Consider the following 16,511-nt stretch of genomic DNA (forward strand, 5'->3'; position numbering starts at 1 on the left):
TTAGCAGTTTTATATGCGCCAAATAAAAAAAGAGCCTCGGGCTCTTTTTTAACCCAAAGCTAACCAAACTCCCACTAGCACCATTAAACTCCCCGCAATACGATTCATCCACTTAATATTATTGCCTTTGGTTAAAAATAGCCGCAGGCTTTTGCCACCTGTTGCATAAATCATCATACAGATAAACTCTGAGAGTAAAATAATGGCCACCAGCACCGCTAATTGCGGCGCAACACTGTATTGCACGTTAATAAAAGGAGGTAATAAGGAAATCATAAACGCCCATCCCTTTGGATTGGCAATGGCGGTTACAAACCCCTGTGAAAATAATGAATATCGGCTCACGGCTGTTGTGTTATGCGTATCAACCGACATTTTTCCTTTTGCACGCCACATATTAATGCCAATGTAGATTAAATAAGCGCCACCTAGCCATTTTAAAATATCAAATGCGCTGGGGTAATTAAGCATTACACTGGCAACACCTAACACTGCGGCTACCGCAACACTGGCGACACCTAATAGCTCGCCAATCATCATCCATAAAGTTCGGCGCACACCTATACTCATACCTAAAGTCATGGCCAGTGTCATGCACATACCCGGCGTAATAGACACAAAAAAGAAGGTAGGAATAAATACCGCAAGTGCAGCTACATCAATCATTTAAAGCTCGCAATAGGTTAAAAAAGTAGTGTTAATTTTGAATGAAAGGGTAAAGGAAAAATAGCTATCGGTAAATTAGAAATAACAGCATCGAGGGTCGGGTTAAGGGCAACGAGCTTAGCCCGAGTTAGCAGCGCAGTATTTCGCGCTGCCGCACCTCGAAACCCGAACCTCGAGCTCGAAACTCTTAGCACATTAATTTACGTTTACGTCTGCAACCGTTTCGGTGGTTTCAGTATCTGCTTCTTTATCTAAAAGCAAATACTTATCAAGCCACTGCTCTTGCTCCCATAGCACATGTAATAGACTTTTACGGGCTCGGTAGCCATGGGCTTCGTAAGGAAGCATCACTAACCGCGCTTCTTTACCTAGGCCTTTAAGCGCTGCGTACATACGCTCACTTTGCATCGGGAAAGTGCCCGAATTAGGGTCCTCTTGACCGTGGATCATTAACATTGGTTCGTTAATTTTTTCAGCATGGAAAAACGGTGACATGTTTGCATACACACTTTGTGCTTGCCAAAAGTCACGCTCTTCACCCTGAAAACCAAACGGTGTTAATGTGCGGTTATACGCACCACTGCGGGCAATACCAGCCTTAAATAAGTCGCTATGCGCTAATAAGTTAGCCACCATGAATGCACCGTAAGAGTGCCCTGCAATGGCAATATTGTCTTTATCGGCAATGCCCTTTTCAACCAGTACATCAACCGCTGCTTTGGCGCTAGAAACCAGCTGTTTTCTAAAGTGATCATTTGGCTCACTGCCATCAACACCTACAATCGGCATTTTAGGATCGTCAAATACTGCAATTCCTTTAGCTAAATAAGGCATTGGCCCCCAATAACCAATGTAGGTAAATTCGTATTCTGATTCGCGCACCTGTGAGGCAACCGCTTTATCTTTATATTCAAGTGGGTATGCCCACATCAATACAGGTAAAGGCCCTTGTGTTTTATCATACCCTGGCGGTAAATAAAGCGTACCCGATAGTTCAACACCGTCATCGCGGGTGTAACGTAATTGCTCTTTAGTCACCCCTTTAAATGCTGGATACGGATGCTCAAACTGAGTCAGTTGCGTTAACGTATCTCTATCTAAATCACGAATAAAAAAGTTAGGCTGCTGCGTTTTAGATTCACGAATAGTAATAATACGTTTACCTTCATCGTCTAATAAAGCACGCACCCGCTCATAGTAAGGTGCAGCCGATTGCCATAGTCGTTTAGTGCTGTTTGTTTTTACATCGTATTGATCTAAAAATGGAATATTCCCTTGCTCAGATGCACCATCACCACGAAGGTAAATGTAACGTCCGCCTACCACTTTTATAACACGCGAACCTAAATCGTTACGCTCATATATGGTACTGCCAGGATCTTTGTAAGCATCATTGTAACTACGCTCTGAAAACAGCACACGGTTGCTATCGGCATTACGGGGTTGAATAACATAAGTACGTACTTGTCTGTCACTAAAGCGCCAATCACTTAGCATGGCAATGTTGTCATTACCCCACTCTATACCCGCAAAACGGCGCTCTACCTTTGCAAATAATTTAGGTTCGCGTTTAAACGGTGCACGTAAACTATAAAGGTAGTCATGGTGCTCAACCTCAGTTTTCATATCGCCGCCATCTTGCGCTTCGGCCCAAATAACCTCTGCGCCCTGATCGGCACGCCACTCAAAATTACGCCGTCCAGTGCGAACACTGTCATACCCTTGTGGAATGTTGTCGGCAAGGGGTTGCTTTGCCAGCTCGACTAATGCAAAACCACGCATCCCCCATATTTCCCATGTGGTTGCAAAGCGGCTGTAAGGTACTTGATACGAAAATGGCTCGTCTATTGTAGCAACCAATAAATTAGTAGAATCAGGAGAGATTGAAAACGATTTAAATAAACCGGCGTCGCCAATCTTCTGCGCTTTACCATCTAAGGTGATATAGGCTAGCTGCCCTTGTCCGTAAAACTTAAATTGCGCTTCATCAAACGGACTAGTTAATAAGTTTTGATAAGTGCGCGCTGGGGCTTTTTCACCGGTACTTTGTTGAATAACCGGTACTGTGCTTTGAGTATCATTGGTTAATCTTGGTTTGTCTAAGTTAACCGCTAAATTAGCCACAATCGCTGTGCTATCGGGTAACCACTCATAAGGGGTACTTGTTAAAGTAGAATTAAGTGGATACTCACTTAACTGCTTTGCTTGTTTACTTTTAACATTGTAAATCCAAAGTCGTGCATTTTCTGGCTGTTCCACAATAAACGCTAAGTACTCGCTATTTGCAGACCAACGAGGGGAACGAATAATACCCTGCGGCAAGTTATTTACGTTAACCACCGTACCACTTTGTACATGCTTAAGCTCTAAAGCACTGTACTTTGCACTTACCCGTGAGCGAGAAAAGTTAGCAGGGTTTAACTTAATACCCGCTAATTTAAGTTCTTCTTTTGCAAGCTCATCTAACGAGACCACTCTTTTACGTTCAAACAAAGCCAACCACTGGCCATCGTTTGATAAAGAGCTAGTAGGGGCTAACTTAGCATCGACTAATGCAGCCAGTTCTGGGGAAGGAGTTTGATATCCTTGCTCTGCATAGCTTGCAGGTAGCAAAACAATACAGCCAACAAAGGCAATTAACAGCCTAAAAGCATTCATGTTTTATCCTTTTTATTTTTGAATATTACCGGATATATAAACACGTTTTGCACCATTCATAAAGTGTTAAGCTAAGTAATGACTTAAGTAGCCTGAATACGCTAAAATACACGCCTATTTACTCAACGCTAAAATTGGTTGTTTATGTCCATTAATTTGCAGCATTTTAGTTTTTCGAAATCATACTCTGCTTTTTAAATACCGTTACAGCTTTTAAAAATATACCACTGTGTTTGAGTCTGTTTTTCCATCAAATAATTAGAGAATCTAGCCAATGAAAAAAGTGCTGGTAATTGGCTATGTATGGCCAGAGCCCAATTCGTCTGCTGCAGGTACGCATATGATGTCGTTACTTAATGCATTTAAAGCGCAAAACTGGGATGTTGAATTTGCCACGCCTGCACAACCTACCGATCACATGGTTAACCTTACCGACTTTGGTATCACTAGCCAAAGTATTGCCCTAAACTGTGATAGCTTTGATGACTATATAAAAGCTTACAATCCCGATTTAGTGATGTTTGACCGTTTTATGATGGAAGAGCAGTTTGGCTGGCGCGTAGATAAGCATTGCCCTAATGCGCTTAAAATTTTAGATACCGAAGATCTACAATGCCTTCGCAATGCTCGCCATGAAGCGCATAAAGGTGAGCGTGAATTTAACCACAGCGATTTACTATCAGACATAGCTAAACGTGAAATAGCCGCGATTTTACGCTGCGATCTCAGCTTAATTATCTCAAGCTATGAGATGGAGCTACTCAATGAAGTGTTTAATGTTGAGCCTAGTGTGTTGCATCATTTACCATTTATGGTTGATTTAAGCGCCTTACCTGAGCAAACTAAATCGTATCAACAACGCCAACACTTTATGACCATTGGTAATTTCAGACATGCCCCAAACTGGGATGCGGTGCTTTATTTACAAAAAATTTGGCCGCTTATCCGTAAACAACTGCCACAGGCAGAACTGCATATTTATGGTTCATACCCGCCACCAAAAGCCACCGCACTTAATAATCCTAAAACCGGCTTTTTAATTAAAGGCTGGGCCGATGACGCATATGAAGTAATGCAAAGCGCACGTATTTGCTTAGCCCCTTTACGTTTTGGGGCGGGTATTAAAGGTAAACTATTAGAAGCCATGATCATGCAAACCCCAAGCATCACCACGCCTATTGGCAGCGAAGGTATGCACAACACATTACCGTGGCCAGGTGTGGTAACAGCAGATGCGCAAGCTTTTGCAGATGCCGCCGTCTCTTTATACAACAACGAGGCTAAATTTAGCGAAGCGCAAGCCGCTGGAAACCTTCTACTTAATACCCTGTATGACAAAGTGCAGTTAAGTGCTCAATTAATTGAAAAAATCGACTCAATAAGCAGTAATTTAGATGCTCACCGGATGAAAAATTTCACAGGCCAAATGCTCAAACACCATACCATGCGCAGCACACAATATATGTCGCAGTGGATAGCAGAAAAAAATAAAAAATAACATTAAAAATCACTAGACAGGCGGCGATTTGTGTTTAAAATCGCCGCAAATAAACTTGGGCAATTTTAGCATTATTGCCTATATTTTTAGCTTAGTTATTTAATAGTTGGTTCAAAACAAATTTGAAAACCGCAACGTTTACTGAAAAACGCAAATTTATCGTTAAATTGGGCAAGATGCTCCATAAATACGGTACACCTGCCTATCGCTTAGAAGCCCACTTAATGGAAGTGGCGACTTATTTAGGTCTTAAATCCTCGTTTGTTATGTCTCCAACGTCGGTTACCTTTGTTATTTGGACGGATGGTCATGAAGATGAATATACCCATGTTGCCCGGGTTGACCCAGGCGATCACGATTTAGGTTCACTTGCGGATACCGATGACCTAGTTAATAAAATGCTCAATGGTGAACTCACGTTGCAAGAGGTTGATCAGCAACTTGATATCATTTTTGAGGCGCCAAACCCTTATAACAAAATCATAACCGGTATCGCTTTTGCCACCTCTGGCGGTGCATTTGCAATGCTAATGGGCACCAGTTGGAATGATGTTATTTGGTCTGGTTTATTAACCTTTATTGTTTACTTATTTGTATTGTGGTCGGCCCGTTCGAAACGTGTGGCTCACATGCTTGAGCCACTAGTGGCGATAGTGTCGGCCATTCTTGCTTGTGCTATTAGCGTTCATTTAGATGCACACATTAATATTCGGTTAATTGTGCTTTCTGCCATTATTGTGTTTATACCCGGTTTAGCCCTTGCACTTGGCTTAGCTGAACTGGCAGCCCGGCATTTAGTCTCGGGCACAGCACGCGTGATGGACTCGTTTATGTTGCTGTTTAAGCTCTATTTTGGGGCTTTTATTGGTATTGCTATTGGCTTTGCCTTATTTGGTCAAACCGATTTCGTACAACCTGAGCCGTTACCAAAGTGGACTGCATGGTTAGCCATATTCTTACTCTGTAGCAGCTTAATTGTGATATTTAGAACCAAGTTTAAACACGCAGCCTGGTCTATAGCCTCTGGCTTTATTGCCTATGGCACTAGTATTGGCTCTGCCATGTACTTAGATTACACACTGGGTACCTTTGTGGGCGCATTCTCTGTAGGTGTGTTTAGTAACTTATTTAATCGTGTTGCCAATGCCCCGGCCTCTATTGTGGCTATGCAAGGCCTAATTGTATTAGTACCTGGTAGCAAAACGTATATTGGTTTGAACTCACTGATTGAAGGGCAAGATTTTGTTTATGCAGAGCACATTGGTCAACAAACGTTTTTAATCTTTATGTCGCTGGTGGCCGGACTTATTTTTGCTAACGTAGCACTTCCTCCTAAAAAAAGTCTATAACATTAAGCGCGGTTTCACACCGCGCCATAGCATTATTGCCTTCATTAAACGCCCTCTTTTGAGGATTAATCGCATTTTTTAGTATATTGGGAACACCTTGCTATAATGGCTGAAATCTAATAAAGCAAAGGAAATAACAATGCTAAAAACTAGCTTAGCGATAGCAATTGGGCTTTCAAGCTCACTTGCATTTGCGCAATCAGCAATCACTGTTGAAGACATTCCAAAAGTAAAATCGGTAATACAAACAAGCGTTAGCCCCGATGGCGACACTGTTGCATTTACTCGTTCGTTACCTCGCACGCTTTACGTTGACGAAAATGGCAGTAATTACAGTGAGCTTTACGTTGTTGATGATGAAGGTGTTGAACGTCCTTTTATTACCGGCTCGGTTAATATTAAAAGCCTACAATGGTCAAACGACAGCAAAACAATTTACTTTTTAGCGAAATTAAAAGACGACAAATATACTTCGCTTTACCAAATACCTGTTGATGGCGGCCAAGCACAAGCGGTTATGTCATTAAAAGGCACATCTATTTCAAGCTATCAGTTAAGCCCTGATAACAAGCAAGTTGCCATTTTAGCAATGCCAGCTGCTGATAAGTCAGAAAAAGAACTAAAAAAGCTTGGCTTTAAAGCAGAAGTGTACGAGCAAGGCCTTAAAAACAAGCAGCTTTTTATTGTAGATTTAGCTAAAGCCGACAAGCCACTTACTCCAACTGCACTCAATGTTGATAACTACGTAAGTGACGTTAATTGGGCTGCTGATGGTGAAAAGCTACTGGTTAAGACTCAACCTACAGCTTTAATTGACGACAGATACACAAAATCAATGTGGCATTTATTTGATATTGCTAGCAATAAAGTTACCTTGTCATTTAAAACTGAAGGTAAATTAGGCGATGCTGAGCTGTCGCATGATGGTAAATACATTGCTATTTTAGGTGCAGAAGATAAGCACGACCCTGCTACAGGTCGTTTATTTATTGCCGATACTAAAACTGCAGAAATCACAGAATGGTTACCTAACTTTATGGGCCACGTTGTCGACTTTGAATGGTCGCACAAACGTAACACCCTTAACTTTATTGCCAATGTAGGCACTGAAAGTTTTGTTGCGAGCATTAAAACTGGCTCTAACAAATACAAGAAGCTCGTAAAAGAAGGCAAATTTATTGCCTCACAGCTAAGTGTTTCTGATTCAGATAAAACACTCGCACTTCGTGGTAACACAGCAAAACACCCTAACGAAGTCTTTATCGTGCGCAGTAACAAAGCAACACGTTTAACTGATTCAAACAGCTGGTTAAACGACAAACGCTTTGCTAAACAAGAAACAATTACCCTTAAAGCGCGTGACGGTGTAGAACTTGATGGTGTACTAGTTTACCCACTCGATTATGAAAAAGGCACACGCTACCCACTAATTATGTCGGTACACGGTGGCCCTGAAAGCCATGATAAAAACGGCTGGGTAACTAACTACTCGCGCCCTGGTCAAATGGGTGCTGCCCGTGGTTACGCGGTATTTTACCCTAACTACCGTGGTTCAACAGGTAAAGGCGTAGATTACTCTAAACTAGGTCAAAACGATTACGCAGGTAAAGAGTTTGACGACTTAGTTGATTTTAAAAATCACCTTGTTGATATGGGATTAGTTGATACTAAACGTGTTGGTATTACCGGTGGCTCATACGGCGGTTATGCATCAGCGTGGGGCGCAACAAAGCTAACCGAGCACTTTGCTGCCAGCGTTATGTTTGTGGGTGTAACTAATCAGCTATCTAAATTTGGTACTACTGATATTTCAAACGAAATGAACCTAGTTCATGCGCGTTCATACCCATGGGACAAATGGCAATGGTACTTAGAGCGCAGCCCTATTTACTGGGCAGGTCAATCTGAAACGCCACTGCTTATTATGCATGGTAAAGACGATCCTCGCGTTCACCCTGCACAATCTATGGAGCTTTACCGTTACATGAAAGTGCAAGGTAAAGATGTTCGCCTTGTTTACTACCCTGGCGAAGGCCATGGTAACCGTAAAGTAGCAGCACAATACGATTACAGCTTGCGTTTAATGCGCTGGATGGACAACTACCTAATGGAAGGCAAAAAAGACATGCCTGCATTTGAAATTGACCATGCCGCTAAATTAAAAGCAGTGAAAGACGCTAACAAATAAGTATAAGCTTAATAGCAAAGGCCAACATAAATATGTTGGCCTTTTTGTTTGTAATGCCAGGCATGCTTAGTGGCAAAGCGCTGCTTATGTTACACTCTGACTAATTATTCTGATAACTGCTAATCACACCATTGCCATGTCAAACCCTGCTAGCTGCTTTACCACTTTTAATGAAAATATAGATAACCTTGCACTGCCTGAGCAGTTTACGTTTCCCTTTTATTATAAACCTCATCCGCTGGCCGTTGCCGCTGCAAAACAATTACAACAACAATTAAAAAAGCTAGATAAGGCTATTTTAGATACAGATGATATTGATGCCGGTAAAATGTTTGGCGTATTGGTTGTTCAAGATAAGTCGCAACAGCTAGGCTTTATTAGCGCCTATTCGGGGCAAATAGTGGGGATAGATGAGCAACTGCATTTTGCGCCAAATGTGGCACTTAAACATATAGACGATGCAGAATTTAGTCAGCAGAGCCAAGTGATTAACGATATTAATGCGCAAATTACAGCCTTGCAAAACAGTGATAATTATCAACAAATTGAGCAACAGTTAGTGACTGCTCGCCAACACTATGAGCAACAACTTATCGCCAAGCAGCAAGCGATGCAAGTAACTCGAAAACAGCGAAAACAGCAACGGCAAGCCGCCGGCGAACAACTCAATAATGATGAGTTTGAAAAACTGAAGAACCAATTAGCTGGGCAGAGCATTGTTGAGAAAAAACAACTACAAGCATTAAAGCAACAGTGGCAAACACGCATTACAGCGCTTGAACAAGCACAACTCACAATAGATGATGAAATTAACGGATTAAAAAAACGCCGTAAAGTACTCTCTAAAAACTTACAAAAAAAGCTATTCGCTCAATACCAGTTTTTAAATGCAAACGGCGAAGTGACCGATTTAAACGCCATTTTTGCTAAGCTGCCCGAGCACACACCACCTTCTGGCGCGGGAGATTGTGCCGCACCAAAATTATTACAATATGCCTATAAACATAATTTAAAGCCGCTGGCTATGGCCGAATTTTGGTGGGGCGCACCGCCAAAATCAGCGATTAGGCATCATTTACATTATTACCCATCGTGTTATAGCAAATGCCAGCCTATTTTAGGGCATATGCTGGAGGGGTTAAATGTTGAAGATAACCCGCTATTGGTCAACCCCGCGCAGGGAAAGGACCTAACGATTGTTTATCAAGACGATGATTTGTTAGTAGTAAACAAACCTGCTGAATTTTTATCTGTGCCAGGCATTAATATTGACGATTCGGTATATATGCGAATTAAAACTCAGTTCCCACACGCTTCGGGGCCACTTATTGTGCACCGATTAGACATGTCGACTTCTGGGCTGTTAATGATTGCGCTAAATAAACGGGTGCATAAAGCACTGCAAAAACAGTTTATAGGGCGTAGTGTGGAAAAACGTTATGTTGCTTTAGTGGCGGGCAATATTGCTGCTGAGAGTGGCACTATAGAGTTACCTTTAGTGCTTGATTTTGATGATAAGCCACGGCAAATGGTGTGTTATAAAACGGGTAAGCCGTCATTAACAACATGGCAGGTACTGGAACGTAAAAATAATACCACCCGCTTACAACTCTACCCAAAAACAGGACGTACTCATCAGTTGCGTGTTCACTGTGCCCACCACTTAGGGTTAAATACACCCATTGTGGGCGACACTCACTACGGTAAAAAGGCAGAACGACTGCATTTGCATGCCGAGTATTTAGCTTTTACCCATCCTATTAGTCATGAACGATTAGAATTTGAAGTAGCCGCTGATTTTTAAATCAGCGCTGCTTTTAGTCGAATCGGATTCTAAAACAGTGCCATTTTTTCATATTGCAAAGTAGGTAACTTTTACCGTTGCAATATAGAAAAATTTACCTGCATTATGCAAAACCATAATTCAAAAAATAAAAATAACATTTAAATTCAACAATTTAAAAATTGGCATTCGCTTTGCTTTTGTTATTGTACGTATTTGTTAAAGCAACTTAAAGCGCCAATAAGTGCTTTTAGTCACACACAGTAAATGGCTTGCTAAGCGCTTACTGTGTGCAACAGAACTTCCTACACTCCCTGTGTACTTTATTGGTTATAGGCTAACGCTTATAACCATTTTTTTTGCTTTATTATTTAACGGTAAATTTTACGTCTTGATCACGTAATAAATAAAGCGCAAAACACGCAGCCCACATCGGCCATGCTGCAAAAAACAGTAAATTATTAAAGCCATCAATGTACTGGTTGTAAGAAGACAGCGTTGATAGTCCATGCATTATAAAAATAGCACCGTAAGTAATACGTTTTTTAAAACCGACTAAAAACGCTATCACTAGCGATAATTGCAATGTACCTAAAATATAAGCAATCGTATCGGTAGAGCCACTGATCCCGTAAAAATGCTCAAAAATACGAGCGCTATGCCCCGGATTTACAAATTTATCCAGTGTCCACATTACCATAACTATGAAAACCCCTAAGCGCAGCGATAAAAGCGACCATTGCAAACGAGTTTGTACATCAGTATTGATTGAATCTGTCATAAAATTTCCTTAAAAAAGATATAAATAAACTAATTGGCAAGTAAGACCGTATAATCGTTTTTTTATTTTCAAATAAATTAAACTCTTTACAATAAAAGCACTATTATTTAACCGCTAAGATAAAAAAATAAAAACATTAGCAATTGATTGAAAGATATTTGTACCTGTCTTGGTCTTTTGTGTACATCAACATAAAACAATAGAGAAACACGATTTGAAATACACGTATTTAGCTTTAACCCTCGCCCCACTATTAAATGTAGCTTTAGCAGCTCAGGCTACAGTAACAAAAAGCCCAGACCCCATTGAGCGAATTGAGGTGGCAGGGCAAGCGCTTAAATCTAAAAACCTCTCTATTAAAAACACCACAGTAAATGGCCCTTTTGGCGACAACCTGGCCTTGCAAGACATAGCCCGCTCAGTGACCCCTATTTCTAAAGACTTAATTGAGCAACTTAACATAACAACATTGCACGATGTGCTCGCTGTAAGTCCTAATACATACGCGGCCAGTGGTTTTGGTGCACCAAGCTTACCGACTATCCGCGGCCAGTTAGGTGAGTTATTTCAAGATGGTACTCGACGTCAAGCAGGTAATAATGGTTTTGGTGTGCCGTTGTCGTTTAATGCGATAGAACAGATAGACGTAGTTAAAGGTGCACCACCTGTATTGTTTGGTTCAAGCCAACGTAACGGTGGCTTTGTAAACTTACACTCTAAAACAGCCTCAACTGATCAGCGTAAAGGCAATGTGAAAGTGTCTGCAGGAAGTTGGGATAAGTATAGCGCCCAAGTAGATTACAACGCACCGATTGTTGAGGATAAAATTGGCTTACGTGTTAGCTATGAGCATATTGATCAGGGCAGTTATTATGACTACTCAGCCACACAAAGTGATAGCTTGTTTGCGGCATTAAAAATTTTACCGGATGACAAAAGCAGTTGGGACATTAACTTTGAACTGTACCAAACAGAATTTACCGATAACGCTGGTATAAACCGCCCTACCCAAGCGCTTATCGATCATAATCTTTATATTACTGGTCAAGGGTTACAAGCGAATGGCAGCACAGTTCCTAGCGCAGGGTCTATTATATCGCCTACAGGACAAGTCAAAATAGATACCAGCCGTGTGCTTACCGACCCTGATAATCTCAATCAAGCGACCACTTATTTAGTTCATAGTATTTATAAGCGCGCACTGTCTGATGTGATGTCGATTAAAAACATTAGTTACTTTCAGCATTTGCAGCGCGAAGAAATAGCACAAAATAGTTTTGTTGAAATAATTGATGGCGCCGATACCGCACAAAACCGCACTGAACTTACGTATCAATGGAGCAATGAGCAGCAAACCTTATTCGCCGTTGATGTTCGCTACAATAAAGTATTGGGTTACAGCCAATTTACTACTGAAGCCGACACACCTATTGATTTAACCGGCCCACTTTCAAACCGCCGCATTCCATTAACTGATGCCCAAAAGGCACGTTTGGTAGAGCTGCGTCCTGATGTATATGTATCGCCTGGTGGCCAGTACGATATTAACAATGATGGCAGTGGTGATTTTAATTTATCAGACACTACAGACTCACGCTCATGGCAAACCGGCATTGCCATTCAACAAGACTCACAGTGGACTGACAGCATACGTACTAGTGCTGGTTATCGTGTTGATTATTATGATGTAGAAGCACACGACCCCATTGCGCCTCAAGGGCAAATAGCGGCTAGTGATAGCATTAACGATACACTGCAATCAGCGCAGTTGAGCGTTAATTACTCAGTAAATGACGATTTAACCACTTATGCGGCAGCAAGCTATAACGAAGCCACCTCTAACAGCATGGCTGGCGGTAATACGTTAGGTGGTGATAATACAATTAGTGCACAAAATTTTGCTACGGAAAATACTTTAGTCGAGTTTGGGGTGAAATATGCGCCAACACAAAGCGACTGGTATGCAGATGCTGCTGTATTTAGCCAACGCCGCAGCTTACGTAATCGCGATGGTAGCAATACCGGCATTCGTACAACTGGTTTCGAAAGCCAAGTATTTTATGATGCTTACCCTTACTGGGTAAGCGCAGGCTACAGTTACATTGATGCCCGTTATGACAACTCTGCGACAGGCCAAGATTCAGCGCAAATAGCCGATGCGTTTGATAATTCGCGCCCCGACATTATTGCGGGTAACAGCATAGGTGCACCAAGTTACACTGCTTTTGCGCCCTCAAACCGTCAAGTTCAAGGGATCCCAGAGCAATCATTAAGTTTAAACGCTAACTATACAATTACCTCTCAGTGGCAAGCTGGATTTTCTGCCCTGTATACTAAAAGCTACCCTTTAGATTTTTTGGCTACCGTATACATTCGCGATCAGCATACCTTAAATGTTAATACCAGCTATGCGTTTACCTCAGCGACTAAATTAAGACTCGATGTAAATAATATTACCGATCAGCAAAACTGGCGTCCTGTATTTGAAGGTGGCTATTTTGGCGCGACACTTGCGTTCCCAGAATTACCAATTAACGCTAAGCTCACACTTACCCATAACTTTTAAACCGTTTGAGAGATAACATGTTAAAAAAACTAAGTTTGTTATTACTGGCGGCGATAGGTGTCGGCTTATTCTTTTTTTATGACCTAAACCAGCTCCTTACCCTTGACGGGTTAAAAGGGTCAATGGCGCAATTTGATCAGTACAAAGCTCAATCACCGTTTTTGGTGATCGGGGGGTTCTTTTTACTTTATATATTAGTGACCGCGCTTTCACTGCCTGGTGCAGCTATTTTAACGCTAGCCGCTGGTGCATTATTTGGTTTGGCTCAAGGGTTATTAGTTGCCTCGTTTGCCTCAAGCATTGGTGCTACGTTGGCATTTTTAGTGTCACGTTATTTATTGCGCGATACCATAAAAAAACGCTTTCCTGAACGTTTAGCCGCTATAGATACTGGGGTTGAAAAGGAAGGCGCATTTTACTTATTTACGCTGCGCTTAGTGCCTGTTTTTCCGTTCTTCTTAATTAATTTATTAATGGGTTTAACCGCTATTAAGTCATGGACTTTTTACTGGGTAAGCCAAATCGGGATGCTGGCGGGTACCTTTGTATTTGTGAACGCTGGTACCCAATTAGCACAAATAGATAGCTTATCGGGTATTTTATCGCTGGATTTAATTTTGTCGTTTGCGTTATTAGGGGTATTCCCGTTAATTGCAAAAAGCCTAATAAATGCAATAAAAAAGCGCCGTGTTTATAAAAACTACACTAAACCTAAAACATTCGACCGCAACATGATTGTTATTGGTGCGGGCGCAGGCGGCTTAGTCACCAGCTATATTGCTGCTGCCGTAAAAGCTAAAGTTACCTTAATTGAAGCCGGAGAAATGGGCGGCGACTGCTTAAATACTGGCTGTGTACCTAGCAAAGCCATTATTAAAAGTGCAAAAGTAGCCCAGCAAATGCGCCAAGCTGAAAAATATGGGCTACAAAACACGACACCGCAGTTTTCGTTTAAAAAAGTAATGGCACGAGTGCAGCAAGTGGTTGCCGATATTGCCCCACACGACAGTGTTGAGCGCTACACAAACTTAGGCGTAGAAGTAATAAAAGGCTACGCCAAACTTATCGACCCGTGGACGGTGGAAATTAAATTAAATGATGGCGGCACGCAAACACTTACCGCGCGCACGCTTGTTATTGCCACTGGCGCACGCCCATTTGTACCGCCACTACCTGGGATTGAAGAAACCGGCTATGTAACCAGTGATACGTTATGGAGCAAATTTGCTAAGCTTGACGATGCACCTAAAAAGCTTGTTGTACTTGGCGGTGGGCCAATTGGTAGCGAATTGGCACAAAGCTTTGCGCGTTTAGGTTCAAACGTTACGCAAATTGAAATGGCTGAACGCATTATGATCAAAGAAGACTTAGAGGTGTCTAAATTTGCTCACGAAGCGTTAACACAAAGCGGCGTAAACATTTTAACCTCACACCAAGCACTGCGCTGTGAAGCACGCAACGGTAAAAAATTCATTGTGGTAAAACACAACGACAATGAAATCGATATTGAATACGACGAACTACTTTGCGCCGTAGGGCGAAGCGCACGGTTGGAAGGTTATGGCCTTGAAACGCTCGGCATAGAAACGAGCCGCACCATAGTAACTAACGACTACTTAGAAACACTCTACCCTAATATTTTTGCCGCAGGCGATATTGTAGGTCCGTATCAGTTTACTCATGTAGCCGCTCATCAGGGTTGGTACGCTGCAGTAAATGGCTTATTTGGTCAGTTTAAAAAGTTTAAAGTAGATTACCGTGTTATTCCTTGGACCACATTTATTGACCCAGAAGTAGCACGGGTGGGCATAAATGAACAAGAAGCGATTGAAAAAGGCATAGACTATGAAATCACCCGCTTTGAATTTGAAGAGCTAGACCGCGCCATCACCGAAAGCGCTAACAATGGTTTTATTAAAGTGATCACCCCTAAAGGTAAAGACAAAATACTCGGTGTTACTGTGGTTTCTGAGCACGCTGGCGATTTAATTGCTGAATTTGTACTAGCAATGAAACACGGTTTAGGGCTTAACAAAATATTAGGCACCATTCATAGCTACCCAACATGGGCCGAAGGCAATAAATACGCAGCAGGTGAGTGGAAACGCGCTCACGCACCTGAAAAAGTACTAAACATGCTGGAAAAATACCACGCCTGGCGCAGAGGCTAATATGTTTAAAACACCTTTAAAAGCGCTATTGTTAGGTTCTGCTTTGCTTGCAACATCGTTTGCAAGCAAAGCTCAAAACATGCATGACAGCTGGAATGCATTATTAAACAATCATGTTGTAGCTATTAATCATGGCCACAGCACAGAGGTTGATTACACAGCAATAAAAGCTAAGCGCAAAGGACTTAAAACCTATTTAGATTCGTTATCGGCTGTTACGCAAAATGAGTTTGATACATGGGAAAAACCTAAGCAGCTGGCGTTTTTAATTAATGCGTATAACGCTTTTACTGTTGAGCTAATATTAACAAAATACCCAGATCTTAAATCAATTAAAGATTTAGGCAGTTTTTTTAGCTCACCGTGGAGCAAAGAGTTTATTTTTCTGCTGGGTAAAACTCGTAGCTTAGATAACATAGAGCATGACTTAATCAGAGGTAGCGGTAAGTACAACGATCCACGTATTCATTTTGCGGTAAATTGCGCCAGCATTGGCTGCCCTGCTCTTCGAGAGGAAGCCTACACCGCAAAAAAACTAGAGGCCCAATTACACCAACAAACAGTGCGTTTTTTATCTGATACGTCACGCAATAAACTACAAGGCAACATCCTAAAGCTGTCTTCTATATTCAAGTGGTATAAAGGTGATTTTACCAAAGGGTTTGGAGGGGCTAATTCATTATCACAGTTTTTATTACTATATGTTGATGCGCTCAATTTAGGGCCTGCCCAACAACAAAAATTAACAAGCGGCGACATGAAAATAGACTTTTTAGACTATAACTGGGATTTAAATGCGCGTCGTTAAGGCTTTTACAGTGTGCTTGCAAAGGTGTTTTTTTAGTATCGCC

The 16,511-nt window shown here is 41.6% G+C and carries 10 protein-coding genes; 7 read left to right on the top strand and 3 right to left on the bottom strand.

The features are described 5' to 3' along the window. Positions 1–48: 48 nt before the first annotated feature. Together B1F84_RS17070 and B1F84_RS17075 are read right to left on the bottom strand one after the other, a co-directional pair. Positions 49–666 (bottom strand): LysE family translocator, encoded by a 618-nt coding sequence (locus tag B1F84_RS17070; protein ID WP_131692189.1) that lies wholly within the window; start codon positions 664–666, stop codon positions 49–51. A 195-nt stretch (positions 667–861) separates the two neighbouring features. Next, positions 862–3,324 (bottom strand): prolyl oligopeptidase family serine peptidase, encoded by a 2,463-nt coding sequence (locus tag B1F84_RS17075; protein WP_131692190.1) that lies wholly within the window; start codon positions 3,322–3,324, stop codon positions 862–864. Positions 3,325–3,598: 274 nt separating this feature from the next. Here B1F84_RS17075 and B1F84_RS17080 point away from each other — a divergent pair, with 274 nt between their 5' ends. From B1F84_RS17080 to B1F84_RS17095, 4 genes are all read left to right on the top strand, one after another. After that, positions 3,599–4,822: a glycosyltransferase family 4 protein gene (locus B1F84_RS17080; RefSeq protein ID WP_008108871.1), complete on the top strand. Its 1,224-nt coding sequence runs from the start codon at positions 3,599–3,601 to the stop codon at positions 4,820–4,822. A 122-nt stretch (positions 4,823–4,944) separates the two neighbouring features. Further along, positions 4,945–6,171: a threonine/serine exporter family protein gene (locus tag B1F84_RS17085; RefSeq protein ID WP_008108872.1), complete on the top strand. Its 1,227-nt coding sequence runs from the start codon at positions 4,945–4,947 to the stop codon at positions 6,169–6,171. A gap of 139 nt (positions 6,172–6,310) precedes the next feature. Next, entirely contained in the window at positions 6,311–8,359 is a 2,049-nt protein-coding gene (locus B1F84_RS17090) for a S9 family peptidase (protein WP_131692191.1), read from the top strand. A gap of 136 nt (positions 8,360–8,495) precedes the next feature. After that, positions 8,496–10,163, top strand: a complete 1,668-nt coding sequence (locus tag B1F84_RS17095) for an RluA family pseudouridine synthase (protein ID WP_131692192.1) — start codon at positions 8,496–8,498, stop codon at positions 10,161–10,163. A 346-nt stretch (positions 10,164–10,509) separates the two neighbouring features. Here B1F84_RS17095 and B1F84_RS17100 read toward each other — a convergent pair whose 3' ends face one another. Next, entirely contained in the window at positions 10,510–10,923 is a 414-nt protein-coding gene (locus B1F84_RS17100) for a hypothetical protein (protein ID WP_008108879.1), read from the bottom strand. A gap of 214 nt (positions 10,924–11,137) precedes the next feature. Between B1F84_RS17100 and B1F84_RS17105 the strand changes: the two genes are divergently transcribed. The 3 genes from B1F84_RS17105 to B1F84_RS17115 are packed head-to-tail and all read left to right on the top strand — an operon-like array spanning position 11,138 to position 16,468. Next, the gene (locus B1F84_RS17105; protein WP_131692193.1) at positions 11,138–13,489 is read left to right on the top strand and encodes a TonB-dependent receptor; all 2,352 of its coding nucleotides are present in this window, start codon (positions 11,138–11,140) and stop codon (positions 13,487–13,489) included. A gap of 17 nt (positions 13,490–13,506) precedes the next feature. Beyond that, complete coding sequence (locus B1F84_RS17110) at positions 13,507–15,660, top strand: bifunctional TVP38/TMEM64 family protein/FAD-dependent oxidoreductase (protein ID WP_131692194.1); 2,154 nt, start codon at positions 13,507–13,509, stop codon at positions 15,658–15,660. A gap of 1 nt (position 15,661) precedes the next feature. Continuing rightward, a complete protein-coding gene (locus B1F84_RS17115) occupies positions 15,662–16,468 on the top strand; it encodes a DUF547 domain-containing protein (RefSeq protein WP_131692195.1) in 807 nt (268 codons plus the stop codon). The last annotated feature ends 43 nt before the right edge of the window (positions 16,469–16,511 follow it).

It is taken from the genome of Pseudoalteromonas sp. DL-6, assembly GCF_004328665.1.
Lineage (GTDB): Bacteria > Pseudomonadota > Gammaproteobacteria > Enterobacterales > Alteromonadaceae > Pseudoalteromonas.

Bases quoted from the DNA above. Each gene is read 5' to 3' on its own strand.
- B1F84_RS17070 (WP_131692189.1), bottom strand. From the start codon at position 666: ATGATTGATGTAGCTGCACTTGCGGTATTTATTCCTACCTTCTTTTTT.
- B1F84_RS17100 (WP_008108879.1), bottom strand. From the start codon at position 10,923: ATGACAGATTCAATCAATACTGATGTACAAACTCGTTTGCAATGGTCG.
- B1F84_RS17110 (WP_131692194.1), top strand. From the start codon at position 13,507: ATGTTAAAAAAACTAAGTTTGTTATTACTGGCGGCGATAGGTGTCGGC.
- B1F84_RS17075 (WP_131692190.1), bottom strand. From the start codon at position 3,324: ATGAATGCTTTTAGGCTGTTAATTGCCTTTGTTGGCTGTATTGTTTTG.
- B1F84_RS17095 (WP_131692192.1), top strand. From the start codon at position 8,496: ATGTCAAACCCTGCTAGCTGCTTTACCACTTTTAATGAAAATATAGAT.
- B1F84_RS17080 (WP_008108871.1), top strand. From the start codon at position 3,599: ATGAAAAAAGTGCTGGTAATTGGCTATGTATGGCCAGAGCCCAATTCG.
- B1F84_RS17115 (WP_131692195.1), top strand. From the start codon at position 15,662: ATGTTTAAAACACCTTTAAAAGCGCTATTGTTAGGTTCTGCTTTGCTT.
- B1F84_RS17090 (WP_131692191.1), top strand. From the start codon at position 6,311: ATGCTAAAAACTAGCTTAGCGATAGCAATTGGGCTTTCAAGCTCACTT.